Source organism: Pseudomonas sp. St29, from assembly GCF_001547915.1.
Taxonomy (GTDB): Bacteria; Pseudomonadota; Gammaproteobacteria; order Pseudomonadales; family Pseudomonadaceae; genus Aquipseudomonas.
Window position 1 is genome coordinate 236321 of record NZ_AP014628.1, and the last position, 25809, is coordinate 262129.

Consider the following 25809-nt stretch of genomic DNA (forward strand, 5'->3'; position numbering starts at 1 on the left):
TTACAAGTTTGTAATGGGCAAGCGCGCGCCGGGCGCCTAGCCTGTGCCGATCATTTCCGAGGTGCGCCATGCGTTTGCTGGTAGTTGAAGACGAAGCCAAGACCGCGAATTTCCTTGCCAAGGGCCTGGGAGAGTCCGGATTCGCCGTGGACGTGGCCCTGAACGGCCTGGACGGGCGCTATTTCATCGAGCAGCAGGAATACGACCTGATCATCCTCGACGTGATGCTCCCGGGCCTCAATGGTTGGCAGTTGCTGCAACTGATCCGCCAGCGCGGCGCCACCCCGGTGCTGTTCCTCACCGCCAAGGACGCCATCGAAGACCGGGTGCGCGGCCTGGAACTGGGCGCCGACGACTACCTGCTCAAGCCCTTCGCCTTCGCCGAACTGCTGGCCCGGGTGCGCACCCTGCTGCGCCGTGGGCCACTGCGCGAGGCCGAGTCCTTCAGCATCGCCGACCTTGAGATCGACGTGCTGCGCCGTCGGGTCAGCCGCGGTGGCCAGCGCATCGCCCTGACCAACAAGGAGTTCGCCCTGCTGCACCTGTTGGCCAGCCGCCAGGGCGAAGTGCTGTCGCGGACCCTGATCGCTTCCCAGGTGTGGAACCTGAATTTCGACAGCGACACCAACATGGTGGAAGTGGCGGTGCGCCGGTTGCGGGCCAAGGTCGACGATCCCTACATGCCCAAGCTGATCCACACCGTGCGTGGCGTCGGCTACCAGCTGGAAGCCCCGGATGAAACGCTCTAGTTCCATCGCCTGGCGGCTGGCCCTGGCCTTTGCCGCGGTCTGTGCCCTGGTGCTCAGCGTGATCGGGGTGTTTCTCTACCGCTCCCTGGCCGGGGAAATCGCCTACCGCGACGACCTCGCCCTGCTCGGGCGCCTGGAGCAGGTGCGGGCCCTGCTCCAGGACAGCGACAGCCTGGACGCCCTGCAAGCCCGGCCCCGGCTGTACCAGAACATGCTGGGCAACCAGGACAGCCTGCTTTTGGTGCTGCGGGCCGATGGCTCGACGGTGATCGGCATCAACCCCCGGCAACAGCGCTTGCCCGAGCTGCTGCCGATCGCCCAGGAGCGGCGCCCGCAACGCGGCGACATCCGGCTCTGGCCGGGCAGCGACCACGTCCCGGTGGCGCTGCTGGCGGGGCAGGCCAGCGGCCCCAAGGGCGAGGCCCTGACGGTGATTGCCGGAAAGATCCTCAGCGAGCGCGAGCAGATGCTCGCCAGCTATCGCCTGCGCCTGTACCTGGCGGTAGGCCTGGGGGCCTTGCTGGCCTTCGCCCTGGGCCTGCTGCTGTTGCGCCGGGGCTTGCAGCCCCTGCGCCAGCTCAGCGAGTCGGTGCGCGAGATCGATCTGCGCAGCCTCGACCGGCGCCTGCAGACCACCGGCATTCCCGCCGAATTCCACGAGCCGGTGCAAGCCTTGAACGCCATGCTGGCGCGCCTGGAAGAGAGCTTTCAGCGCTTGTCGCAGTTCTCCGCCGACCTGGCCCATGAAATCCGCACGCCGTTGCACAACCTCCTGGGCAGCAACGGCCTGGCCCTGAACCAGCCGCGCAGCGCCGCGGAGTACCAGGAAGTGCTGGCCTCCAACATGGAGGAGTTCGAGCGCCTGGGACGCATGGCCGAGAACCTGCTGTTCCTGGCCCGGGCCGAACAGGCCGATGCGGCGCTGGACCGCCAGCTGCTGTCACTCTCGGGCGTCGGCGCGCAGTTGTGCGACTACTTCGAGGCCCTGGCCGATGACCGGCAGATCCGTCTGGAAAACGGCTTTTTCGGTGAGCTGCAGGCCGACCAGCAACTGCTGCAACGGGCCCTGGGCAACCTCCTGGCCAACGCCGTGCGCCACGCCGACGCGGGTTCGCTGATCCGCCTGCGGCGCCGTGACGAAGCGGGCTGGTGCTGGCTGCAGGTGCACAACCAGGGTCCGGCGATTGCCCCTGAACACCTGCCCCGATTGTTCGACCGCTTCTACCGGGTCGACCCCTCTCGCGCCGAACCGGGGGACTCCGGCGGCCTGGGGCTGGCCATCGTGCGCTCGATCATGCTGCTGCATGGCGGTCAGGTGCAGGTGGCGAGCGATGACCCAGGCACGGTATTCGAACTGGGCTTTCCCCTCCTGTAGCCGCTGCCGAGCCTGCGAGGCTGCGACAAGGCCGCCAGGCCTTCAGCGGTCTGCAGTATTTGCGCCCGCGTTGCGCTCGTTCGCAGCTTCGCAGGCTCAGCAGCGGCTACAAGGCTGCTGGGGCTCAGCGCAAACCGTCGCGAAACTGCCCCGGGGTCATCCCGGTCCAGCGCTTGAAGGCCCGGCTGAAGCTGCTGGCATCGGCAAAACCCAGCAGGTAGCTGATCTCGCTCAGGGAACATTCCAGGTCCCGCAGGTGCAGCAGGGCGAGGTTCTCCCGGCATTCGTTGAGCAGGGTGTCGAAGCGCGTGCCTTCATCCGCCAGGTGCCGTTGCAGGCTGCGCAGACTCAGGTGCAGGGCCTGGGCCACCCGTTCCGCGGAGGGCTCGCCTTCCGGCAATTGGGCTTCGATCACCCCGCGCACCTTGCGCTCCCAGGTCAGGGGCCGCAGTTGCAGCAGGGTGCGCTTGAGCACCGCTTCGTTGTGTTCGGCCAGTTCCGGGTTGGCGTCGTCCAGGTGGCTGTCGAAATCGTGCAGGCCGAATTCCAGGCAATCGTCGGCCGCGGCAAAGTGCACCGGGCAGCGGAACACCTTGTGCCACTGGCTCGGGTCCGCCGGGGCCGGGCGCCGCAAATGCACGGCCAGCGGCGCGTAGTCGCGGCCCAGGCGGTTGCGGCAGGTGCGCACGTAGATCGCGGCAAAGGCGTCGATCGCCTCGATGGCCGGCCGCGGCGCGCCTTCGGGCACCTTGAGGAAGAAGCGGTAGCGGTCCGGCTCGCGGGTCAGGGCCAGTTCCAGGGCGTCGCTGACCACCTGGTGATAACGCACGATGCGCTCGAACACTTCCCGCAGGCTGCCGCTGGCCACCAGGGCGTAGCCCAGGGCATGGAAGGTGGTGGGGCTGACAAAGCGCGACACCCGCAGGCCAATGGCCGGATCGCCGCTGGCCTGCACCGCCAGATGCCACAGGCGGGTGGTGGCCGACAGCGGGTAGCGGGCGTTGGGGTCGTCCATCCATTGCGGGTCGAGGCCGGCCTCGCGGCACAGCGCGTCGCTGTCGAGGTCGAGGGCGTCCAGTTGCTTGCGCAAGGCGCGGGTCCAGCTGGCGAGGGAGGTGGCTTCGGTCATGCGATTGGCGCGTCCGGTCAACAGGTTGGCGTTTACGGCTAGCGCCCGGAGCCGGGGCTCGGGGCAGGATGCACACATCACTGACCAGAGGATGGAATCATGCAGGGTATTTCTGCAAGCCCCGAGCGGATGAACGCACAACAGCGAGCGGCGCACATTCGCCAGGTGGTCCTGGCCCGGGGCGATGAACTGCGCCGGCGCTTCCCCTTGCTGCGGCACCAGGACGCCCTGGGCGCGGGGATTTTGCTAGTCGCCCTGTCCGGGATGCTGGGGTCAGCGGCGCTCTATGTCGGTGGCTACCTGGCCTGGTGGGCGTGCCTGCTGCTCAACGCGTTCTTCGCCTCCCTGACCCACGAGCTGGAACACGACCTGATCCACAGCATGTACTTTCGCAAGCAACGCCTGCCCCACAACCTGATGCTGGCGCTGGTCTGGTTGGCGCGGCCGAGCACCATCAACCCCTGGGTGCGGCGTCATCTGCACCTCAATCACCACAAGGTGTCCGGCAGCGAGAGCGATATCGAAGAGCGCGCCATCACCAACGGCGAACCCTGGGGCATCGCCCGCCTGCTGATGGTCGGGGACAACATGATGGCGGCCTTCATCCGCCTGCTGCGGGCACCGGGGGCCAGGCGCAAGCTGCGCATCCTCGGCCGCACCCTGGCCGTCTACGCGCCCCTGGCCTTGCTGCACTGGGGCGCCTGGTACCTGTTCCTCGGTTTTCATGGGGCCAATGGCATCGCCGCGTGGCTCGGCAGCCCGATCCAGTGGTCACCGGACACCCTGGCGCTGATGCACGGCATCGATATCGCCGTGGTGGTGATCATCGGCCCCAACGTGCTGCGCACCTTCTGCCTGCACTTCGTCAGCTCCAACATGCACTACTACGGCGATATTGAACCGGGCAACGTGATCCAGCAGACCCAGGTGCTCAACCCCTGGTGGATGTGGCCGCTGCAGGCCTTCTGCTGCAACTTCGGCAGCACCCACGGCATCCACCATTTCGTGGTCAAGGAACCCTTCTACATCCGCCAGCTGACGGCGCCGGTGGCGCATAAAGTGATGGCCGAGATGGGCGTGCGCTTCAACGATTTCGGCACCTTTGCCCGGGCCAACCGCTTTCATCCCGTGGAGCAGGTGGCGACGCAACCTGCGCGTAACGCCCGGGCTTGAGGGGGCGGACTGTCTTTCTGGCTAAATATCCAAGGACCGATGACGTTAAGCCAAGGTCACGCGGCGCCGGGAAACGCCCGGAATCCGCGAAGGGGCAACGACAGGGAGACAGTATGAACAGTGCGCTAAGGCGATTGATCGCCGTTGCCTTGATGAGTGTGGGCGGTCTGTCGCTGGCCGACTCGGTGGCGCAGGGCCGCGACGAGGCGCTGGCGCTGAGTATCTTGAAGCATCTGGAAGTGAACGGTTTTCGCAATTCCTTAAGGCCGCGGCACTACCCGGACGGCACCACGCTGGGCCAGACGCCCTATCGGATCTACGAGAAGGCCGCAGGCGCCGAGGGCACCTACAACGCGACGGACGAAGAACAAAGCTGGGTCTACAGCGTCAGGGTGATGGAGCAGGGGAAGCAGGGCATGACCATCTGTTTTGTCGACCAGAACCTGCACGGTAGCTACCTGGCCGCTTCGCCGTTGCGGGTCGAGAAAAACCGGGCGGGGCATTACGTCGTGGTCAAGGAACTGCCAACAACCCCGGCCTGCCGCATCACCCGAGGCTGAGGCCAGCGCCATGGCGCAGCCCGGTGTATTCACCGAGGATCGATACCGGGTTCTGTGGCACGCCGCCCGTTGAGCAGCGAGGCGGCGGTCTTGCCACCTTATCCCCACTGTCATGCCGGACTTGCCGACAACCCAAACGCACCGCGTAGGAGCCGGCTTGCCGGCGAAAGGGCCCTGGAGACTGGTGTTGTTCTGGAGGACGCTTTCGCTGGCGAGCCAGCTCCTACACAGCCCCGCTCTTGCACGGTCCGGTTGATAGCCAGCTCCGGCAAGCTCAATCCGGCTGGAACGGCGATTCGCTGAGGATCACCCCGGTTTCATCCACGTAGCGCTGCCATTCCTCCAGCAGGGTGCGCAGTTTTTCCGGTTGGCTCTGGGCCAGGTCGTGAATTTCCCCCGGGTCCTGGCTCAGGTCGTACAGCTGCCAGGTCGCCGGGCCCACGGGGCCGGGGATGTACACCGCTTTCCACTGGCCCTGGCGGATCGCCCGGCGGCCGAACAGCTCCCAGCCGGTCACCGTGTGCTGGTCATGCACCTGGGCGGTTTCGCCGGAGAGAAAGCCCAGCCAGGACTTGCCCCGCAGCGGCGCCACGTCGCGCCCGCGCCAGCGCTTGCCGGGGTGGCGCACGCCGGCCAGGTCGAGCAGGGTCGGGGTGATGTCCATCACCGTGCCGAAGCCGTGGCTGATCTGCCCCTTGAGCGGCAGTTGCGGGTAATGCAGCAGCGCCGGCACGCGAATCCCGCCCTGGGTGGTGAAGGCCTTGAACAGCCGCGACGGCGCCGTGGCCGCCTGGGCCCAGGCCGGGCCGTACCAGACGTAGGAGTTGGCCCGGCCGATGTTCTCCAGGCGGTTGTCGTAGTGCTGGTTGAGGTAGGTCAAAAGCTCCGGCCCGAACTTGGGAAAGGCCTCCAGCAGCGCGCCCTCGGCGCCGTTGTCGGACATGAACAGGATCAGGGTGTTGTCCAGCTGGCCCTGCTGGCGCAGGTAATCCACCACCCGGCCGATGTTCCAGTCCATGCGCTCGACCATCGCCGCATACACCTCCATGGCCCGCGCCGAAACCTGCCGCTGTTCATCGCTCAGGGCATCCCACTCGGCATTCAGGTTGATCAGCGGATGGGGCTCTATCGCGGCATCGATCAGGCCCAGGGCCTTGAGTTTTTCCAGGCGCTCGCGGCGCAGCACCTCGGGGCCGGCGTCATAGCGGCCGCGGTACTTGGCGACGATTTCCTCGGGGGCCTGCAGCGGCCAGTGGGGCGCCGAGAACGGCAGGTAGGCGAAGAACGGCCGGCTCTGGTCGCGCTCCTTCAGGTACTGCAAAAGCTTGTCGCCGAAGGCATCGGAGGAATAGAAATCCGCCGGCAGCTCATCGATGAAGCGGTCGTCCTCGATGTACAGCGCCGGGGTGGATTTGAGCAGCCCGGGGGTGCGTTCGTCGTAGGTCGGTTCGAAGGCGTAGTGGTTGGCCGCCCCCGGCAGCAGCGAGAACGAACGCTCGAAGCCCCGGGCATGGGGCGCGCGCTCGGCGGTCAGCCCCAGGTGCCACTTGCCGCTCATCAGGGTCTGGTAGCCGGCTTCGCGCAGCAGCTCCGGCAGGGCCACCACGCGGTCGTTGAGGTAACCCTCGTAGCCCGGCTTGCCGATCAGATCGGGGGTCAGGGCCTCGGCCATGGTGCCGATCCCGGCAATGTGGTGGTCGGTGCCGGTGAGCAGCATGGAGCGGGTCGGCGAGCAGGTCGGCGCGGTGTGGAAATCGGTCAGGCGCAGGCCGTTGAAGGCCAGGGCGTCGAGGTTCGGCGTGGCGATCTCGCCACCGAAGGCGCCGAGGTCGGAGAAGCCCAGGTCGTCGGCCAGGATCACCAGAAAGTTGGGGCGTTGCGGCATCGCGGCACTCCTGTTCAGCAAGCAATGAAGGTCAAGGGCAGGTCGCGGATCTGCACCGGCTGCGGCGCCTGGTAGTGATCATCGCTGGTCAGTTCGTGGAGCAGTTCTTCGCGCAGTTGGTGGAAGTCGAAAGCGCTGCGCTGGCGCGGGTGTGGCAGGGCCACCTCGACCACGCGCTTGATGCGGCCCGGACGCGGCTCCATCACCACCACCCGGTCGGCGAGGAAGATCGCTTCCTCGACATCGTGGGTCACCAGTACCGTGGTGATTTTTGCCCGCTCGCGGATCGCCAGCAGCTCGTCCTGCATCTGCTGGCGGGTCAGGGCGTCGAGGGCGCCGAAGGGCTCGTCCAGCAGCAGGATGCGCGGGCTGGCCACCAGCCCGCGAGCGATGGCCACCCGCTGCGCCATGCCGCCGGACAGTTGGTGGGGATAGGCCCGGGTAAAGTCCTTGAGCCCCACCAGCTCGATGAAGTCGTCGATCCGCCGCTGGCGCTCGGCGGCGCTCAAGGGTTCGTTGACCAGGCCCAGGCCGATGTTCTCGGCCACCGTCAGCCAGGGAAACAGGCGGTGCTCCTGAAACACGATGCCGCGTTCGCTGCCGATGCCGCTGACCCGCTGGCCGTCGACCCGGATCTCGCCGCGAAACTCGGTGTCCAGGCCGATCAGCAAGCGCAGCAGGGTGGACTTGCCGCAGCCGCTGGAACCGACGATGGCGACGAACTCGCCCTCGGCGATGTCCAGGTTGAATTCGCGGATCGCCTCCACCTCGCCACCGGCGACGGCGAAGGTCTTGCCCACGTGATTGAAACTGACCAGGGGTGCGTTCATGCGTGTCTCCAGCGGGTGGCGCGGGTTTCGAGTTGTTGGCCCAGGCGATTGAGCAGGGCCCCGGTCAGGCCCACCAGGAGCATGCCGGCCATGATCAGGTCCATGCGCAGCAGCTGCTGGGCGCTGATCATCTGACTGCCGATGCCGCCGTTGGACGGCATGAAGTATTCCGCGCCGATGGTGCCCATCCAGGCGTAGATCAGGCTGATGCGCAGGCCGGCGAAGATGCCCGGCGCCGCCCCGGGCAGCACCAGTCGGCGCAGCCGTTGCCAGAGGTTCAGGCGCAGCACCTGGGCGGCTTCCGCCAGTTGCGGCGAGAGCTGGGCGACGCTGCGCTGGGTGGCGATGAACAACGGGAAGAACGCGGCCAGGGCGACGAACACCCATTTGGCCAGTTCCCCCAGGCCGAACCAGGCGGTGAGCAGCGGCACCCAGGCGAAAATGGCGATCTGGCGGATGGCGGCCAGGGTCGGTCCCAGCAGCCGTTCAGCGAGGCGCGACAGCCCCAGAAGCAAGCCCAGGACCAGGCCCAGCCCGCCGCCCAGGGCCAGGCCGCCCAGGGCGCGCCCCAGGCTCAGCCCCATGCCCCCGAGCAAGCTGCCGTCCCGCAGGCCGTCGACGGTGGTGCCCAGCACCACCAGCGGGCTCACCAGAATATTGGCGTCCACCCATTGCCTTGCGCTCGCCAACTGCCACAGGCCCAGCAAGGCCAGGGGCAGCAGCCAGGGTTGCAGGCGCTGCCAGCCCTGATAGCGCGGACCGCGGCGCAGGGCGGCGGTGGCCGGGTGCGGCCAGTGCACCAGGGTGCGATCCAGCCAGCCGATGCCGCGGTCCATGCACACCCCCAGCACGCCGATCACCAGGATGCAGACGAAGACGATGTCCAGCATGAACAGCTGGCGCGCCCAGACCATCAGGTAGCCGATGCCTTCGCTGGAGGCCAGCAGTTCCACCGCCAGCAGCGAGGTCCAGCCGGTGGCCAGGGCCAGGCGCACCCCGGCCATGAAGGCCGGCAGCGCGGCGGGCAGCACCAGGCGGCGCACCAACAGGGCCGGAGGCAGGCGCAGCACCGCGGCGGCTTCCCGTAGCCGGGGCTGGGCGTCGCGCACGCCCACCAGGGTGTGCAGGGTCACCGGTACCACCACGGCCTTGACCAGCACCACCAGCTTGAGCACTTCGCCGATGCCGAAAAACACCATGAACAAGGGAATCCAGGCCAGGGTCGGAATTTGCGCCAGGGCGCCGAAGGAGGGGTACACCAGACGCTCCAGGCGCCGACTGAAACCCAGGGCGCCCCCCAGCAGGGCGCCGGCGGCGATGCCCGCCAGCAAGCCCCAGAACAGCCGTTGCAGGCTGATCGCCAGATGGCTCCACAGCTCGCCGCGGCCCAGCTCCAGGGCGCTGCTCCAGACCAGCGCCGGGGCCGGCAGGATCTGTTCGCTCATCCACAGGTTGCGGCTGGCCAGCCACCACAGGACGAACAGGCTCAGGGGCAGCAGCCAGGGCAGCAGGCGCTGATGGATTGCGGGCCAGCCCGGGCGTCCGGTGGACGGTGCCGCCAGGGGCAGGCTGAGCAGGGAAACACGGGCCATGGATGACCTCCGTCGTCGGGTTCTGCATGGCATGGGTCGACGCTGTAGGAGCAGGCTTGCCAGCGCATCGGCGCTTGCCGGCGATGCGGGGCTGGCGGGCCTGTTCGCCGGCAAGCCGGCGCCTACGTGATATGCGTTTGTGGTCTATTAAAATTCTTATCGATTCTATTAAGAGATAAGAGAAGCCATTTAAGGCTGGTTGGCCGACACGCATCCAATGCATTTGAAGAATATTTTTCATGCATTTCATGCATGTCCCCGGAGGCGCCCGTGGCTGCTGGGTTATTCAATATGGTTATTAAAATGTGAATTTATAGTATTTAAAGGTTGATCGATTCCGTGCCTACCTTCTGCTCCTCACAGCCTTTGCCATCAGGAGCCGCACCCATGAACCTTCCCTTCAAACGCGTCATCAGCCTGTTCGCCGCGCCGGCCCTGGCGGGGCTCCTGGGTTGCCTGCCGCTGCTGGCCCAGGCCGCCGAACTCAAGGAAATCCGCATCGCCGTGCCCGACCTCAGCGCCGGCACCCAGCACAGTGGCGGCGGGGTGGTGGACGTGCTGCGTCAGCAACAGATCTTCGAAAAGGCCTTTGCCGACCAGGGCATCCAGATCCAGTGGAATTTCTTCAAGGGCGCCGGGCCGGTGATCAACGAAGCCTTCGCCAACGGCCAGGTGGACCTGGCCTATCTCGGCGACCTGGCGGCCATCATCGGCAAGTCCAACGGCCTGGATACGCGTTTGCTCAGCGCCTCGGCCCGTGGGGTCAAGCATTACCTGGGGGTGGTGCCGGGCTCGGGGATCAAGACCCTGGAAGACCTCAAGGGCAAGCGCGTGGCGGTGTTCCGGGGCACCGCCACCCAGCTGTCGTTCGACGCGGCCCTGGCCAGCCGGGGCCTGAGCGAGAAGGACCTGAAAGTGGTCAACCTCGACTTCAACGCGGCGGTGGCGGCCCTGGCGGCCAAGCAGATCGACGCCTCCTGGGGCAGCACCGGGCTCTCGGCCCTGCGCAGCAAGGGGTTGGCCGAACTGCCCCTGAGCACCAAGGACCTGGGCGGCGCCGGCAGCGTGCAGAGCGTGCTGGTGGGCGCCGGCAAGTTTGTCGACGAGCACCCCGAGGCCGTGGAAAAACTGCTCAAGGCCCAGCAGCAGGCCGTAGAGTGGCTGACCCAGGACAGCAACAAGGACGCCTACATCCAACTGGTGTCGGGCCTGGCCAGCTACCCGCCGGTGATCTTGCAGGAAGACCTCAAGGACCAGCGCCTGAGTGAAATCTTCCCCTCGACCCTGGACCCGGTGTTCCTCGGCAAACTGCAGGACTCGGTGGACCTGGCGGCCAAGGAACGCTTGATCCGCAAGCCGTTCAAGGTGGACGCTTGGGTCGCCCCGCAACTCGCCGCCGCCGGCCTGTAACCTCCTCCCTGTAGCCGCTGCCGCAGGCTGCGCCCGGCACCGTAGGGGCCGCTGGGGCCGGCAACGCGGTTTATCTGGAGGAGCCGGGTGCTTCTTGCGCCGACTGCGTCGTCGTTCGCAGCCTGCGGCAGCGGCTACAGGGTTAGACGGCGATGCCGTGGCTTTGCTGGTCGACCGCCACCAGCACTTCGATCAACTTGCGCGCCGCTGGCGACAGGCGAAAACCGCTGCGGCTGACGATGCCGCAGCGGGCATTCAGGCTGTCGATGTTCTGCGGCAGGTTGCGCCAGTGCAGCAGCACCAGTGACCCCTGCTCGATGTCTTCGGCGAAGGCCTCGGCGGTGCCCACGCCAATGGCATTGGACTGGCGGACGATCTTCACCAGCGCTGGAAAGTGTTCAGTCTCGATGGTCGGTGAAAAGTCGATGCGTCCGCTGAGGTTGGCCAAAAGCTTGCGGATCCCCGGGGGAATCAGGGTGGTGGCCAGGGGGTAGTCGAACATGTCGTTGGTGGACAGGCTTTCCTTGGCCAACAGCGGGTGCCCGGGGCGGCAGAAGAACACCCCGCGCTTGGGCGTCAGCGCCTGGGTCTGGTAGTTCGGATCGGCTTCGAAATGGCGGATGTCGGCGATGAAGAACTCGATCTCTTCGCGGTTCAGGCTGCGGCTGAGTTTCTCCCAGTTATCCACGGCAAAGCAGGTGCGCACCTTGGGGTGGGCGCTGCTGAACTGCGCCACCGCGTCGGGCACCAGCTTCACCGCCGGCGCCGGGCCGCAGCCGAAGCGCACCTCACCGGCGTCGAGTTTGGTCATCTGGGTCACTTCGCTGCTGAGCAAGGCCGCGCCCTGCACCAGGCTCAAGGCGTGCTGCAGCACCACCTGGCCTTCCGGGGTGGGGCGCAGGTCCTTGTTGCCTCGGTCCACCAGCACGCAGCCGAACTCCTGTTCCAAGCCCTGGATACTGCGGCTGAAAGCCGGCTGGGTGATGCCCATGGCGTCGGCGGCGCGGACAAAACTGCGGTGTTCATTGAGGGCGATGAAGTAACGCAATTGGCGAAGATCCATATGCTTTCCCGGCATCCGAAAAATAGCTCGAAGGCATTTGCGACGAGTGAGGCTGAGGTTTTAAATGCAAGCTCTTATTCCGTCAACGAAGCATGTAGTTATCTATTAGATCTAAATTGAATATAGATAGAGCGTTGTTTCGCGGCGGTTCCAACCGTAAGCAGTCGATGAGGGTGTACCTGATGAGCAATGCCGCCTTAGCCGTTAAACCCGCTGTTGATGCCCTTGAGATCCACCCGGTGGCCGGTCGCATCGGCGCCGAGATCCGTGGCGTGCAACTGTCCGGCGACCTTGATGCCGCCACCGTGGACGCCATCCAGCAGGCGCTGGTGCAGTACAAGGTGATCTTCTTCCGTGGCCAGACCCACCTCGACGACCAGAGCCAGGAAGCCTTCTCCCACCTGTTGGGCGAGCCGGTGGCCCACCCCACCGTGCCGGTGCGCGACGGCACCCGTTACCTGCTGGAGCTGGACGGCGCCGAGGGCCAGCGGGCCAACTCCTGGCACACCGACGTGACCTTCGTCGACGCCTACCCGAAAGCCTCGATCCTGCGCTCGGTGGTGGCCCCGGCCGCAGGCGGCGACACGGTGTGGGCCAACACCGCCACCGCCTACAACGAACTCCCGGCGGAACTGCGAGAGCTGGCGGACAAACTCTGGGCGGTGCACAGCAACGAATACGACTACGCCGGGGCCAAGCCCGACGTCTCGGCGGAGAAGCTGGAGCGCTACCGTAAAGTGTTCACCTCCACCGTATTCGAGACGGAACACCCGATCGTCCGCGTGCACCCCGAGAGCGGCGAAAAGAGCCTGGTGCTGGGGCACTTCGTCAAGCGCATCAAGGGCTATTCCCAAGCCGATTCGGCGCACTTGTTCAACCTGCTGCAAAGCCACGTGACCCGCCTGGAAAACACCGTGCGCTGGCGCTGGAGCGCCGGTGACGTGGCGATCTGGGACAACCGCTCGACCCAGCATTACGCCGTGGACGACTACGGCACCCAGGACCGCATCGTGCGCCGCGTGACCCTCAAGGGCGACGTCCCGGTGGGCGTCCACGGCCAGCGCAGCCAGACCATCAAAGGCCTCTGACCCACCCCTCAAGCCACTACGGGCATTTACCCGATGCACCTGCCCACTGTAGGAGCTGGCTTGCCAGCGAAGGCGCCCCAGAGAGCGCTGCAAGGCTCAAGGGCCTCTTCGCCGGCAAGCCGGCTCCTACGAGAATTCACGCGATGGACCTGCCCGCTGTAGGAGCTGGCTTGCCAGCGAAAGCGCCCCTGAGGGCGCTGCAATACTTGAGGGCCTCTTCGCCGGCAAGCCGGCTCCTACGAGAATTCACGCGATGAACCTGCCCACTGTAGGAGCTGGCTTGCCAGCGAAGGCGCCCCAGAGAGCGCTGCAATACTTGAGGGCCTCTTCGCCGGCAAGCCGGCTCCTACGAGAATTCACGCGATGGACCTGCCCACTGTAGGAGCTGGCTTGCCAGCGAAGGCGTCCCCTGAGAGCGCTGCAATACTTGAGGGCCTCTTCGCCGGCAAGCCGGCTCCTACGAGAATTCACGCGATGGACCTGCCCACTGTAGGAGCTGGCTTGCCAGCGAAAGCGCCCCTGAGGGCGCTGCAAGGCTCAAGGGCCTCTTCGCCGGCAAGCCGGCTCCTACGGGATGGAAGGTTGTCGGGGGTTACCACACGCCGATCTGCACCAGCTTTTCGCTTTCCGGTTCGCCGTAGCGAAAACGCTGGCCACGCAGATCAATCTCTTCATGGCTGATGGTGGTGCGGCGTTTCAGGCCGCGCAGCCATTCCAGCAAGTACCCCAGGTGTTCTTCACGCACCGCGGCGTAGGCCGGGTCGGCCCCCAGGTCATGCAGTTCCTGGGGATCGTTGTGCAGGTCGAACAGCTGCGGGCGGAAGCCGTCATAGGCCAGGTACTTCCAGCGTTCGCTGCGCACCATGGTCATGCGGCAACGGTCGATGGGCTGGCCCAGGCGCTCCCGGGCCGGGGCCTGGAAGGCGTAGTCGTATTCGCTGATGGCGTAGCGGCGCCAGTCCGGTGTCGCGCCGTGCAGCAGCGGGATCAGCGAGCGGCCTTCCAGGCGGTGTTCGGCCCCCGGCAGGCCCAGGGCGTCGAGGAAGGTTGGCAGGGCGTCGATGGTTTCCACCAGGCGCTCATCCACCGTGCCACGGGTGATATCCGCCGCTGCCCGCGGGTCACGGACGATCAGTGGCACGCCCACCGCTGGTTCCAGCAGGAACTCCTTTTCCCCCAGGTAGTGGTCGCCGAGGAAGTCGCCGTGGTCGCTGGTGAAGACGATCAGGGTGTCGTCCCAGCGGCCATTGCTCTGCAGGACATCCAACAGCCGGCCCAACTGGTCGTCCACCTGCTTGATCAGGCCCATGTAAGTGGGCACCACGTTCAGGCGCACTTCATCCCGGGAAAAATTCAGGCTCTCTTCATGCTGGCGGAAGGCAGCGTAGACCGGGTGATCGCTGAGCTGCCCGGGCGCGGCGCGCACCGCCGGGATGACCTGCTCGGGGCCATACAGGGCGTGGTAGGGCGCGGGCGCGATGTAGGGCCAGTGCGGCTTGATGTAGGACAGGTGCAGGCACCAGGGTTGCTCGCCCTGTTCGCTGATGAAGTCGATGGCGCGGTCGGTGGTGTAGACGGTTTCCGAATGTTCCTCGGCGACCCGGGCCGGCAGGTGCGCGTTGCGCATTTTCCAGCCGCTGAGGATCTGCCCCTGTTCGCCGGCCCCGGCGTTGGCCCAGTCGTGCCAGGGGTTGAGCCCGTCGTAGCCGAGGTTGCGCAGGTAATGGGTGTAGGGCGCGGTATCGCGCTTGTCGTCGAAGATCGGGTCGTCGGGGTAGATGCCGTCGTGGCGCAAGTAGGGCTCGAAGCCGACCTCGTTGAGCGCCTCGGCCTGGGGGCTGTCGGGGTCGATGGCCAGGCGCTGCAAGGCGTCGAGGTTGGGCGTGGCGTGGGTCTTGCCCACCAGCGCGGTGCGGATGCCGTGGGGCCGCAGGTAGTCGCCCAGGGTCAACTCTTCCAGGGGCAGGGGCACGGCGTTCCAGGCCACCTGATGGCTGCTGACATAGCGCCCGGTGTAGGCCGACATGCGCGACGGGCCGCAGATGGTGCCCTGGGTGTAGGCGCGGCTGAAGCGCACCCCGGCAGCGGCCAGGCGATCGATGTTCGGGGTGTGCAGGTGCGGGTGGCCGTAGCACGAGAGGTAATCCCGGCGCAGCTGGTCGCACATGATGTAGAGCACGTTGCGCACGGGGGAAGGGGTATTGGACATGGGGTTCACCGAGGGGAAGACAGGCGCGTTTTTTCGCCTCCGGCGGGGCCTCCCGGCAAGCGCATTTGCCGAATAGTTTCGATGCAGGGCGTGCATCGCTCAGGTCCTTGTAGCCGCTGCCGCAGGCTGCGATCGGCCGCGCAGCGGCCGCCGGGGATTTGCCGTGGATGGCCGGGGCGAGGACTGCGTCCTCGTTCGCAGCCTCGGCAGCGGCTACGGGTGCAAGTGCAGGGGGCGAGTGTCGGGGCAGGACGCCAGTCAGGGGCTCAGACGGCGAGGTTGTCGAGGGACGGCAGCGCTTCGTCCTGTTCGTCGATGGCCTTGATCTCTTCGATCATCGCCGCCGCCAGGGGCGAGAGGCGGTAGCCGGCGCGGCTGACGATGCCGTAGCGGGTGTAGAGCTCTTCCAGGTCGTCGGCCAGGCCGTCGATCTTCAGGCACACCAGTTCGCCCTTGGCGTTGTGCAACGCGTCGCTGTAGGAGCCGACGATGCCGATGGCGTCCGAGCGCATGACCACCCCCAGCAGGCTGTAGCTGTTTTCGCATTCCACATTGGGCGTGAAGTCGGGCTTGCCGCAGAGGTCGACTATCACCTTGCGCAGGTTCGGCGGGCGGATGGTCACCGCCAGCGGGTAGCTCATCAGTTCGCTGGCGCTGACGCTGTCGCGCTGAGCCAACGGATGCCCGGCGCGGCAGCAGAAATGCCATTTGCGCGGGCGCAGGCGCTGGGTCAGGTAATCCGGGTCGGCCTCGAAGTGGCGGGTGTCGGCCACGAAGAATTCGAACTCTTCGCTGAGCAGGCGCTTGCTCAGGCTTTGCCAGTCATCCACCTGGAACTGCACCCGGGCCTTGGGGTAGCGCCCGATAAAGCTGCCGATGGCCCGGGGGATCAAGCCCGAGGCCGGCGCCGGGCCGCAGCCGAAACGCAACTCTCCCGCCTCCAGGCCATTGAACTGGCTGATCTCGTTGGCCATCTGCTGGGCCCCGCTGACCAGCCGGCGCGCATGTTCCAGCAGCAACTGGCCCTGCTTGGTCGGGGCCAGGTCCTTGCGCCCGCGATCCACCAACTGGCAGCCGACGCTGTGTTCCAGGGCCTGGATGCTGCGGCTGAAGGCCGATTGCGAAAGGTTCACCGCCGCCGCGGCCGCGACAAAGCTGCGCTGTTCGGCGAGGGCGATGAAGTGACGGAGCTGGCGCAGGTCGATATGCATTTTTCACATAAAAAATATCGGGGAAATGCATTGGCTATGCATTAGGTCGACTCCTTATAAAGGCAATCTCTTATGCAGTAAATCTTTGTAAAAATATAAATAAATAACTTTAAGGAATATACGAGGCTGTATATTTTCTGACCAGGAGCCGCCCATGAGCCCGTTGTCCCTCGCTTCACCCCTCTCGCCCCGGCGGCTCAAGCGCCTGCCCCTGGCGCTGTTGCTGGCCGGCAGCGCGAGCTGGACGCCGACCTGGGCCGAAGACGCCCCGGCGCCGGATGCCGCGCCGGCCAAGAGCAGCGCCAGCAAGGCCAAGGCCGATGACGGCCAGTTGCAGACGGTGACCGTGACCGCCCGGCGCCGCGAGGAAAGCTCGCAGAACGTGCCCACGCCCATGAGCGTGGTGGGCGGCCAGGCCCTGGAGAGCCAGCGGGTGTACCGCATTCAGGATCTGCAGCAGCTGGTGCCCAGCGTCAACGTCGCCTACATGCATGCGCGCCAGTCCAGCGTGTCGATCCGCGGCCTGGGCAACAACCCGGCCAGCGATGGCCTGGAAGGCAGCGTCGGGCTGTACATCGACAACGTCTACCTGGGAAGGCCGGGGATGGCGGTGTTCGACCTGATGGACATCGAGCAGCTGGAAGTGCTGCGCGGTCCTCAGGGCACCCTGTTCGGCAAGAACACCACCGCCGGGGTGATCAACATCAGCACCCGGGCGCCGAGCTTCACCCCGGAACGCAGCATCGAAACCTCCCTCGGCGAGGACGGCTACTTCCAGACCAAGGGCACCATTTCCGGGCCGCTGACCGATGAGCTGGCCGGGCGTTTTTCCGCCTACCGCACCCGCAGCGACGGCGACATCAAGAACGAATTCGACGGCCATGACCTCAATGGCGGATCGCGCCAGGGCTTTCGCGGGCAACTGCTGTACAAGCCCAACGACAGCTTCAACCTGCGCTGGATCGGCGACTACAACGAAGAGGATTCCAGCGCCGGCACCCGGGTGCTGTACAGCACCGGGCCGACCATCAACGGCACCAACGTCTACGAGTCCCGCGCGGCGGCGGCCGGGGCGACCCTGGTCAACGGTTCGCACCGCAAGGTCAACCTGGACAACGACCAGCATGTCACGGTGTTCCAGGGCGGCACTTCGCTTGAGGCCAACTGGACCCTGCCCAGCGATTTCACCCTGACCTCGGTCAGTTCCTACCGCTGGTGGAACTTCACCCCGCGCAACGACGACGGCCTCAACGTGCCGGCCAGCTACAACGCCGGGGTGTCGGTGGAAGACAAACAGTGGTCGCAGGAATTCCGCCTGGCCTCGCCCACTGGCGGCTTCTTCGACTACGTGCTGGGCGCCTACTACTTCGGCTCCGACCTGGACAACAAATCCTTCGCCTATTACGGGCCCAAGGCGGACATCTGGAACGGCACGCCGGCCGGGGCCCTGAGCAACGTCACCAGCATCGGCAACGGGCATATCCAGACCAACAGTTTCGCCCTGTTCGCCCAGGGCACCTGGCACCTGACCGAGCGCCTGGATTTCACCGCCGGGCTGCGCGGCACCTACGAGGAAAAAAGCGCCTGGGTCAGCCGCAACGCGCCGCTGGGTGGCGCCGCGGTGGCCGGTGCCGCCGCCAACGCCCGTCGCGGTCGCGCCGGAGCCTATGATTCGGGCGACCTCAACCAGTACAGCACCAGCCCTTCGGGCCTGCTCAACCTCAGCTACCGCTTCACCGATGACCTGCTGGGCTACGCCACCCTGTCCCACGGCGAGAAGTCCGGCGGGGTCAACCTGGCGGTGGGCTCGGCGCCGACCGCCGGGGCCGACTCGCTGCTGATCGGCACCGAGCGCGCCAACAACGCCGAGCTGGGGTTCAAGAGCACCCTGTGGGACCGCCGCCTGCAACTCAACGCCAACCTGTTCTGGACCCAGGTCAACGGCTACCAGACCAACGCCTACGACAATGCCAACCGCGTGCAGTACCTGACCAACGCCGGGTCGGTGCGCTCGCGCGGGGTGGAAGTGGAAAGCACCCTGGTGCCGATCCGCGGCCTGACCCTGAACCTCAACGGTTCCTACAACGACGTGCGCTACTTGTCCTACAAGGATGCGCCGTGCCCGCCGGAAGTCAGCCTGCGCCCGGGAGCACCGGCCTCCTGCGACCTCAGCGGCCACCAGGTGGTGGGCGCCTCGAAATGGATCGGCAACGCCAACGGCGAATACAAGTGGAACCTGGACAACGGCCTGGAAGAGTACGTCACCGCCAGCTACGCCTTCCGCTCCAAGGCCGTGGGCACCGTGGAAGATTCCGAATACGGGCAGATCCCCAGCTACGCCGTGGTCAACCTCTCCACCGGCCTGCGCGGCAACTACGAACAGGGCCAGTGGGACGTCTCGCTGTGGCTGAAGAACGCCTTCGACAAGACCTACTACACCACCCTCTGGACTGCCGGCAACGGCGGTTACGAAGGCCTGCTGGGCACCCCGCGAACCCTGGGCGTGACAGGACGCTACGACTTCTGAAACCCGGCTTCACGTATCTCGCGCCGGGTCTGCCGGCGCCCTTCGACCTGAACAGGAGTGCTCGTCATGCTGCGTGTCAAAAGCGTTTTGCCCTGGCTGATTGCCGCCAACCTGCTGGCTTCGGCGGTGCAGGCCGCCCCCAGCGTCTACCCCACCGGAGTGACCCGCTACGATCCGGCCAGGGCCTATAACCAGTACGTGATCTTCAGCGGCGCCGACAAACAGACGCACCTGATCGACATGAACGGCAACGAGGTGAAGCACTGGCCGCAAGCCGGTTTCCCCTCGGCGATCATCGACCCGCAGCTGGTGAACGGCGAGCGCGGCCGGGTGCTGTTGCAGCTCAAGGACAAGGAGCCCGGCCCCCTGGGTTCGGCGGGCAACGGCCTGGGCAACCAGAGCGTCGGCGAGCTGGACTGGAACGGCAAGGTGCTCTGGCAATGGGGCGACCAGGCCCCGGGCGGCGCCGCCCAGCAGCACCACGACCAGCGCCGCCTGGGCAACGGCAACACCCTGGTGCTGGCCAACAAGGTGCACAAGGTGGCGGGGTTCAAGGTGCCCCAGGTGATCGACGATGCGATCTATGAGGTCAGCCCCGACGGCCAGGTCAAATGGCAGTGGCTGGCCTCCGAGCACCTCAGGGAATTCGGCTTTACCCCGGCGCAGTTGAAGCTGGTGTACGGCAGCGACAACCCGGACTACCTGCACATCAACAACCTCAGCGTGGTCGGCCCCAACCAGTGGTTCGACGGCGGCGATAAACGCTTCGCCCCGGACAACCTGTTGATCGATTCACGCAACGCCAACTTCATCGCCATCCTCGACAAGCACAGCGGCAAGGTGGTCTGGCGCCTGGGGCCGAACCTGGCGCCGATCAACCCCAAGACCGCGGCCAAGGTGCCGCGCCCGGTGGACCAGTTCGTCGGCCAGCATGACGCCCACATCATTCCCGCTGGTTTACCGGGCGCCGGGCACCTGCTGGTGTTCGACAACCAGGGCACGGCCGGCTACCCCTCGGTGCCTTTGGGGCTGATCGCCGGTTCCCGGGTGCTGGAGATCGACCCAATCAGGAACGAGATCGTCTGGCAGTACAGCGCCGCCAGTTCCCGGCAGCCGGGCTGGGCCTTCTACAGCTCGTTCATCAGCAGCGCGCGACGTTTGCCCAACGGCAACACGCTGATCGACGAGGGCATGAACGGACGCTTCTTCCAGGTCACGGCTGGCGGCGAGATCGTCTGGGAATACGTCAGCCCCTACCTGGGCAAGGCCCCGGGCAGCGAGGCCGTCAGCAACTGGGTGTACCGCGCCTTGCCGGTGAGCTACGACTGGGTGCCCCAGGGCACACCGCGTTCGGAAACCGCGGTGAGCGTGCCGGAGTCGGGGCTGAAGCAGGCCAGTGCCGGCTCGGGGATCTGAGCTGGAGGCCGTGCCGTGGCCCGGCTTGGGTCGGGCTGGCGCCCTAGCGGGAGCAAGCTCCCTCGCCACCAATGAGGCGCGGGAGCCGCTCTGGGCTGGGCCTCAGAAGTAGAAGAACAGGCCGGTGTTCCGTTCCAGGGCCAGGCGATTCAGGGCGATGAGCCTGTGGATAAGTTCATCCTCCGCCGTCGCGGTCCGGGTGAGGATCGACAGCGCCGTGGCCAGGGCGGCCTGGCCCTGGATCGAGGCGTCTTCGTAGTCGTCGATCAGGGTGCCCAGGGCGCGGTTCAGGCTCGGTAGCAGGTCGCTGCGGGACAGCAGCGCCCACTGTTCCGAGGACAGCGCCAGTTCCTCCAGGTCGCCCGGCAGGCACTGGTCCAGATCCAGGCGCTGCATGGCGGCCTTGCTGGTGGGCACCACTATCCATTTTTGCGGTGCGCTCATGGCTGCCACAGTTCGACAAAGGCCTTGAAGTCGGCGGCCACCGGGTAGCGGCTGGCACTGTCGGGATCGAAGATTTCCACCGCCACGCCCGGGCTGTTGAAGTCCAGGCAGATCAGCAGGCCACCGGCATCCCGGGCAATCGGCAGGCAGCCTGCGGCGAGCCCCGGCACGCGGCCCGGACTGGCATACCAGAGCAGGCTCCAGGGTTGGTTGCTCAGGCCGAACTCGAAGAACTCGCTGATGCAGGTGTAGTCGTTGCCATAGGGGAAGGTGCCGATCCCCGGGGTGGCGGCCGCGGCGTATTGCACCAGCTCCAGGTACAGCGACGGAAACTCAAGGCCGAGGCGTTGCTGCACCTGGGCGATCAGCTGTTCGTTCACCGCCGATCCGGGTTCGATTTCCCAGGCAGTCCAGTCCAGGGGCATGTTCGATCTGCGCCTTGTCGTTGAGGGGGTTGCGCCCGCGCGAGGGGGGATCGGGCGGGCGGCGAGGGGCGATTGTAAGCGTGTCGCTTGGTGCGCGGTAGGCGCTTAGTTGCAGCTGTGGCCTTCGGGCAGGGTGACCGTGTATTTGCGCTGCACGCGGTTACGGAAGTCCAGGTTGTCCAGGCTTTCCTGCACCAGGAAATCCTCGACCTTGGCGTCCTGGCAGTCCTCGTTATAGGACGAGGCCCGCAGCAGGAACACCGTGCGCCGGCTCTGCTCGTCCTTGGCCTTGATATTGAAGGTCGACAGGGTGGTGTAGCCGGTGCGCTCCGAGGAGCCGATGGCACGGTAGGACATCGTTGGGGTGCTGGTGCACACGGTCTGTTGGTTCTTGCCGGGCATGCACGTGGTTTTAGTGCTGCTGGGCACCTGGCCGTAGTCGGTGGCGGTGTAGCGGTAGCTGGTCTTTTTACTGCCCACGTCCAGGGCAATGTTCATGCGAAACGGCGGGTGGTTTTTCGGCAACGACGACTCGGTGTAGACCTGGGTGAAACCCATGCCGTGCAGGGCGGCGACCATGTCGCGCAGGTAGTAACTGGCCTTGAGGCCCTGGGCGTCCTTGGCGCTGTTGACGGTCACCAGCACTGGAGCCTTGGGGTCGAAGTAATAGTCTTGGGCCGGGGTGGCGTCGATGGCCACTTCGAGTTTGTTGGCGCAGCCGGTCAAAAGCAGGACGAACAGAAACAGCGGGCAGAGCAGGTAGCGAGTCATGAATAAGCCAATGTGCAACGTGAGGAATGGATAAGGCTTTAACGATCGAGACTCGGTTCGAACAAACGCGGGGGGTTACGCAGGCTCGCTGGCCTGATACTCCAGCAGGTCGCCGGGTTGGCAGTCGAGTGCAGCGCAGAGTTTGTCCAGGGTCTCGATTTTCATCCCCTTGACCTTGCCATTTTTCAGCAACGACAGATTCGCCTCGGTAATGCCCAGGATGGCGGCCAACTCTTTGGAGCGAATCTTGTTTTTAGCCATGACAACGTCAAGCCGAACGATAATGGTCATCTCATTGTTCTATATGTAGTGACTGTGCTCATCACTGAGGACTTTGGCGTCGCGCATGATAATGGAAAACGAGCAGAGCAAGATTCCTTTGACCACCTCGTAAGCGGCGTAGGACGAGAAGCCCGCGGAGATCTGCAGGATGCGCTGGCCGGGCGGCAGGTCGAGGGACAGGGCCAGGCCTTGCAGGGTTTCCATCATCGGGAACGTGGCCGGGGCGACGATCCACAACATGCCCACGCGCCAGAGGATGCGGATGTTGCGATCGCTCCAGGTTTCGCCGCGCGACAGGCGCAGGAAGAACACCCCGGTCAGGTACAGGGCGAAGCTCGACAGCAGCAGGGGCAGGAAGTCGAGAATCACCAGCAGGGTGAAGCTTGCCGACGACAGCTTGAAGTCGGCTTCCAGCAGGCGGGGCGAGTGGTCGGCGAAGACGCTGAGCAGGGCGCCCAGGACCTGGTCCTTGTTGTAGATCCACATTCCGGCATTGCCACCGACCTCGACGACACCCATGACCCAGGCCAGGATCGCGGCCAGCAGGCCGACCCGTCGCAAGCGGTATTGGGCTGAGCCATTCATTTGGGGGTTCATGCGTCATTCCTTGCAAAACTTGGGGGGTGGCGAATTATTGATAAAAAATTATCGAATTACAATAATTTATTTCTCTAGGATTGTTCTCGTCTAGCCGCCTGGAATGATGTTGTGGCGAGGGAGCTTGCTCCCGCTCGGGCGCGCAGCGGCCGTAAAACCTGTGCTTGCGACAGTCAGGGAGTACATATCCACTATCGAAGCCTTTCATCCGCCGCCACGGAGTGTGAGCCCCCAACCGCGTCCCTTTGATTTTTCACCATGTTAGGTATACGTTACATTCAATCAATTTTGTTGCGTATAAAGAACATGGACTACCTTCTTATCACCGCGCGCCTTGGCGAGCAGGTTCGCCAGCGCCGCCTGCATCGTGGCCTGACCCAAGCCAGCCTGGCCGCCTTGGCCGGCGTGACCCGGCAGAAGGTCATCGCCATCGAGCGGGGCGACTTGTCGGTGGGCATGGCGGCCTATGCGCGGGTGCTGGGAGCCCTGGACTGTGAATTCACCCTGGTGCCTGCCGCGATGCCCACATTGGACGAGATCCAGGGAGTGTTCGACTGATGGCCACGGTGCTGCAGGTAGCCACCCCGGCCGGTGACAGCGGGAAAATCCACCGTGGCGCTGGCGATTATCTGTTTCGCTATCACGATGATGCCCGGGCACAGGCGGCAATCAGTCTGCTGATGCCCGTGCGGCTGGATGAATACCGTTATCGGGAGTTGCACCCGATCTTCCAGATGAACCTGCCCGAAGGCTATGTGCTGGAGCAACTGCGCAACCGCCTGGCCAAGGTGGTGAAGGTCGACCCGATGTTGCTGCTGGCGCTGTCCGGCAGCAGCGCGCCGATCGGGCGGGTCGCGGTGAGCTCGCCCGAAGTCGATGGGCTGTTGCAGCGACAGCAGTTTCCCGGGGAAAAACTGCAGGAAATCCTCGCGTGGGATGGCGCCGAGGACATCTTTGCCGACCTGGTGGACCGCTACATCCTGCGTGCCGGGATATCCGGCGTGCAGCCCAAGGTCATGGTGCCGGAGCGGCATGACGCCGCGTCGCAGCGTTTTACCTCGAACACCTCAGAGTTGATCATCAAGAGCGGCCGGGACGAGTTTCCGGGATTGGCGATCAACGAGTTCCTGTGCATGTCGGTGGCCAGGGAGGCGGGGATGGCGGTGCCCGAGTTCTACCTCTCCGATAACGCCAAACTGTTTGTCATGCGCCGCTTCGACCGGGACGAGCAACTCGGTTGCCTGGGGTTTGAAGACATGGCGGCGTTGATGGGGCTGGGTGCGGAGCAGAAATACAGCAAGAGCTATTCGGCCATTGCCAAGGCCGTTCGCCTGTTCTGCCCGCCTGAGCAGGTGCCGGGTTCACTGGCGCAGTTGTTTGCCATGGTCAGCCTGAGCTGCATGGTGGGGAATGGCGATGCCCACCTGAAGAACTTCGGGTTGTTGTATTCCGATCCTGGCCAGCGCGATGCACGGCTAGCGCCGGCCTACGACATCGTCAACACCACGGCCTACATCCCGCAGGACGTGCTGGCCCTGGATCTGCTGGGCAACAAGTCCCTGTTTGCTTCGCGGCAGGGGTTGCTGGAGTTCGCCAAGGTCTGTGATGTGGCTCGTCCGCAAGAGGTCATTCGCGGGCAGTTGGACGCACTGGAGCGGGTGTTGAGCCGATCGGCCGAATGGGGCGAACGGGCACCGCATGTCGTCGCGGCGATCCGGCACTGTGCCGAGCCGTTTATGAAAACCTTTGGCTAGTGCCTGTGTTGTCGGGCCGTGCGTTGCGGCGGCCTACCGGCCGCAACGTACCCTGTAGCCGCTGCCGAGCCTGCGAGGCTGCGAAAAGGACCGCAGGGCCTTGCTTGGCGATCTCGCGCCGGTCCTCTGACGCCTGGCGGATCGCCGCGAATCCTAAAGAGCTACGTGGTGCGGTCGAATCAGTCGCGCTTTGGCTCCAGCAAGTCGAACGACAGGACCTTGATTCGCCCATCGACGCTATAGACGAATCCAACCCGCGCACCGGGATGCAGGTGCTCCGCCAGGCGGTAGCTCTCCCAGGCGTTGAGCGTGCGTTGCCCATCGGCTGATGGCTTGCGTTCCCCCGAGCGCAGGGGTGTGCCCAGCAGTTCGCGAATGTCGGTGCGGGTCATGCTGCGTGAGAACGGGGCGGGCAGTTCGCCGCTGTAGAACGAGCGCCCCTGTTCAAGGGGCATGAGTTCGATCAGGACCTTTTCCAGGGCCAGACTGTCTTCCCGGAAATCCAGCATCAGGCCGGGTTCGACGATCACGGTCAGCCATTCGAATTCGTCGTAGAGCTTGCCCGTCGGGCGCTCGATGCTTTCGCCTTGGGCGACCAGCTCTTCGTAGGTGAGGCCCATGCCCTGTACCAGGCGGCTGATCGTTGCGGCGTCCATGGGGGCTTCGTGTCCTTGATTGAGTGCGTGCTGATTGTCGCGAAGGGATTCTACGTGGCGCCGGGGCCGATGGAAGGGAATGGCAATACTTCGGCGATTGTTCCGCCAGGACCTCCTGCCTATAGTCCGGCCTGTCACCGATGCATCGGTGACCGATCTTAGCCGGTCGAAAACAAACGAATGGACGCATTTCTGCCTCTATAATGCCCAGCGCTTATCGCTTGGCGTTTGTTATGGCGGCTGTGCGCGGGACACCTTCGGGTGTGCCGGGTTTCCATTGGTTTACTCGGTCGGCTAACCCGCGTACAGCTGCCACCCCTCTTGTTTAGCCGCAACGGGTGACAGCTCCATAAACCGATGGAGATGTACCCATGTCCGAGTTCACCCCGCTACAAAGCAATCTCACCCCCACCCCGGTGCTCTACCTCAACCCTGCCGCCTCTCCGGCCGATCTCTATGGCTGCGCTGTGCAGCGGATCAAGGCCACTCGCGATCTGATGCACAGTCTCAACTGCCTGAGCATCAAGGGTGTTGCCGATCAAGACCTGAGCCATGTGGCCAATGCCGCCCATCTGCTGCTGCAGGACGGCTGCGATGTGCTGGATGCATTGCAGTGGCGGATCGAGGTCTGATCCGTACCTTGACGCTTGTCCGCCTGCGAGC

Annotated in this window: 24 protein-coding genes; 11 read left to right on the top strand and 13 right to left on the bottom strand. The window is 65.2% G+C overall.

Going from position 1 to position 25809, the window contains the following annotated elements; translation table 11 throughout:
• Positions 1-68: 68 nt before the first annotated feature.
• Both PST29_RS01050 and PST29_RS01055 read left to right on the top strand, forming a co-directional pair.
• Positions 69-749: a heavy metal response regulator transcription factor gene (locus tag PST29_RS01050; RefSeq protein ID WP_060836973.1), complete on the top strand. Its 681-nt coding sequence runs from the start codon at positions 69-71 to the stop codon at positions 747-749.
• Positions 736-2124: a heavy metal sensor histidine kinase gene (locus PST29_RS01055; protein ID WP_060842137.1), complete on the top strand. Its 1389-nt coding sequence runs from the start codon at positions 736-738 to the stop codon at positions 2122-2124. The genes PST29_RS01050 and PST29_RS01055 overlap by 14 nt, the downstream gene beginning before the upstream one ends.
• A gap of 124 nt (positions 2125-2248) precedes the next feature.
• Here the strand turns inward: PST29_RS01055 and PST29_RS01060 are convergent, their stop codons facing one another.
• Entirely contained in the window at positions 2249-3253 is a 1005-nt protein-coding gene (locus tag PST29_RS01060; protein WP_060836975.1) for an AraC family transcriptional regulator, read from the bottom strand.
• Positions 3254-3352: 99 nt separating this feature from the next.
• Between PST29_RS01060 and PST29_RS01065 the strand changes: the two genes are divergently transcribed.
• On the top strand, positions 3353-4426 hold the full coding sequence (locus PST29_RS01065) for a fatty acid desaturase (RefSeq protein ID WP_060842138.1): 1074 nt from the start codon (positions 3353-3355) through the stop codon (positions 4424-4426).
• Between the two features lie 113 nt (positions 4427-4539).
• A complete protein-coding gene (locus tag PST29_RS01070) occupies positions 4540-4986 on the top strand; it encodes a pesticin immunity protein (RefSeq protein WP_082729159.1) in 447 nt (148 codons plus the stop codon).
• 274 nt (positions 4987-5260) lie between these two features.
• Here the strand turns inward: PST29_RS01070 and PST29_RS01075 are convergent, their stop codons facing one another.
• The 3 genes from PST29_RS01075 to PST29_RS01085 are packed head-to-tail and all read right to left on the bottom strand — an operon-like array spanning position 5261 to position 9293.
• On the bottom strand, positions 5261-6871 hold the full coding sequence (locus PST29_RS01075) for an arylsulfatase (RefSeq protein WP_060842140.1): 1611 nt from the start codon (positions 6869-6871) through the stop codon (positions 5261-5263).
• A 14-nt stretch (positions 6872-6885) separates the two neighbouring features.
• A complete protein-coding gene (locus tag PST29_RS01080; protein ID WP_060836978.1) occupies positions 6886-7701 on the bottom strand; it encodes an ABC transporter ATP-binding protein in 816 nt (271 codons plus the stop codon).
• Positions 7698-9293, bottom strand: a complete 1596-nt coding sequence (locus PST29_RS01085) for an ABC transporter permease (protein WP_060836979.1) — start codon at positions 9291-9293, stop codon at positions 7698-7700. The genes PST29_RS01080 and PST29_RS01085 overlap by 4 nt, the downstream gene beginning before the upstream one ends.
• 387 nt (positions 9294-9680) lie before the next feature.
• Here PST29_RS01085 and PST29_RS01090 point away from each other — a divergent pair, with 387 nt between their 5' ends.
• Positions 9681-10703 carry an ABC transporter substrate-binding protein gene (locus tag PST29_RS01090; protein WP_060842141.1) on the top strand — a complete coding sequence of 341 codons (1023 nt, stop codon included), beginning with the start codon at positions 9681-9683 and terminating at the stop codon, positions 10701-10703.
• A gap of 142 nt (positions 10704-10845) precedes the next feature.
• Here the strand turns inward: PST29_RS01090 and PST29_RS01095 are convergent, their stop codons facing one another.
• Positions 10846-11766 carry a LysR family transcriptional regulator gene (locus PST29_RS01095; RefSeq protein ID WP_060842142.1) on the bottom strand — a complete coding sequence of 307 codons (921 nt, stop codon included), beginning with the start codon at positions 11764-11766 and terminating at the stop codon, positions 10846-10848.
• A 182-nt stretch (positions 11767-11948) separates the two neighbouring features.
• Between PST29_RS01095 and PST29_RS01100 the strand changes: the two genes are divergently transcribed.
• Entirely contained in the window at positions 11949-12854 is a 906-nt protein-coding gene (locus PST29_RS01100; RefSeq protein WP_060841860.1) for a TauD/TfdA dioxygenase family protein, read from the top strand.
• A gap of 592 nt (positions 12855-13446) precedes the next feature.
• On the opposite strand, the gene PST29_RS01105 is transcribed toward PST29_RS01100, so the two are convergent.
• Together PST29_RS01105 and PST29_RS01110 are read right to left on the bottom strand one after the other, a co-directional pair.
• Entirely contained in the window at positions 13447-15063 is a 1617-nt protein-coding gene (locus PST29_RS01105) for an alkaline phosphatase family protein (RefSeq protein WP_060842143.1), read from the bottom strand.
• Positions 15064-15329: 266 nt separating this feature from the next.
• Positions 15330-16274 carry a LysR family transcriptional regulator gene (locus PST29_RS01110; RefSeq protein ID WP_060842144.1) on the bottom strand — a complete coding sequence of 315 codons (945 nt, stop codon included), beginning with the start codon at positions 16272-16274 and terminating at the stop codon, positions 15330-15332.
• A gap of 154 nt (positions 16275-16428) precedes the next feature.
• On the opposite strand from PST29_RS01110, the gene PST29_RS01115 reads away from it, so the two are divergent.
• On the top strand, positions 16429-18801 hold the full coding sequence (locus tag PST29_RS01115; RefSeq protein WP_060842145.1) for a TonB-dependent receptor: 2373 nt from the start codon (positions 16429-16431) through the stop codon (positions 18799-18801).
• 66 nt (positions 18802-18867) lie between these two features.
• On the top strand, positions 18868-20217 hold the full coding sequence (locus PST29_RS01120) for an aryl-sulfate sulfotransferase (protein WP_060842146.1): 1350 nt from the start codon (positions 18868-18870) through the stop codon (positions 20215-20217).
• A 102-nt stretch (positions 20218-20319) separates the two neighbouring features.
• Here the strand turns inward: PST29_RS01120 and PST29_RS01125 are convergent, their stop codons facing one another.
• The 5 genes from PST29_RS01125 to PST29_RS01145 all read right to left on the bottom strand — a co-directional run bounded on the left by PST29_RS01125 (position 20320) and on the right by PST29_RS01145 (position 22736).
• Positions 20320-20661: a hypothetical protein gene (locus PST29_RS01125; protein WP_173664396.1), complete on the bottom strand. Its 342-nt coding sequence runs from the start codon at positions 20659-20661 to the stop codon at positions 20320-20322.
• Positions 20658-21086, bottom strand: coding sequence for an SMI1/KNR4 family protein (locus PST29_RS01130; protein ID WP_173664397.1), 429 nt, complete (start codon positions 21084-21086; stop codon positions 20658-20660). Before PST29_RS01130 ends, PST29_RS01125 begins: the two co-directional genes overlap by 4 nt.
• Before the next feature lie 105 nt (positions 21087-21191).
• Positions 21192-21857 (bottom strand): hypothetical protein, encoded by a 666-nt coding sequence (locus PST29_RS01135; protein WP_060836986.1) that lies wholly within the window; start codon positions 21855-21857, stop codon positions 21192-21194.
• A 75-nt stretch (positions 21858-21932) separates the two neighbouring features.
• On the bottom strand, positions 21933-22148 hold the full coding sequence (locus tag PST29_RS01140) for a helix-turn-helix domain-containing protein (RefSeq protein WP_016963103.1): 216 nt from the start codon (positions 22146-22148) through the stop codon (positions 21933-21935).
• Positions 22149-22157: 9 nt separating this feature from the next.
• Positions 22158-22736 (bottom strand): hypothetical protein, encoded by a 579-nt coding sequence (locus tag PST29_RS01145; protein WP_060842147.1) that lies wholly within the window; start codon positions 22734-22736, stop codon positions 22158-22160.
• Between the two features lie 306 nt (positions 22737-23042).
• Here PST29_RS01145 and PST29_RS01150 point away from each other — a divergent pair, with 306 nt between their 5' ends.
• Together PST29_RS01150 and PST29_RS01155 are read left to right on the top strand one after the other, a co-directional pair.
• Positions 23043-23294, top strand: coding sequence for a helix-turn-helix transcriptional regulator (locus PST29_RS01150; protein ID WP_016963101.1), 252 nt, complete (start codon positions 23043-23045; stop codon positions 23292-23294).
• Positions 23294-24490, top strand: coding sequence for a type II toxin-antitoxin system HipA family toxin (locus PST29_RS01155; protein WP_060842148.1), 1197 nt, complete (start codon positions 23294-23296; stop codon positions 24488-24490). The genes PST29_RS01150 and PST29_RS01155 overlap by 1 nt, the downstream gene beginning before the upstream one ends.
• Before the next feature lie 179 nt (positions 24491-24669).
• Here PST29_RS01155 and PST29_RS01160 read toward each other — a convergent pair whose 3' ends face one another.
• Entirely contained in the window at positions 24670-25146 is a 477-nt protein-coding gene (locus tag PST29_RS01160; RefSeq protein WP_060842149.1) for a DUF6392 family protein, read from the bottom strand.
• A gap of 371 nt (positions 25147-25517) precedes the next feature.
• Here PST29_RS01160 and PST29_RS01165 point away from each other — a divergent pair, with 371 nt between their 5' ends.
• Positions 25518-25778 carry a hypothetical protein gene (locus tag PST29_RS01165; RefSeq protein WP_060842150.1) on the top strand — a complete coding sequence of 87 codons (261 nt, stop codon included), beginning with the start codon at positions 25518-25520 and terminating at the stop codon, positions 25776-25778.
• Positions 25779-25809: the final 31 nt, after the last annotated feature.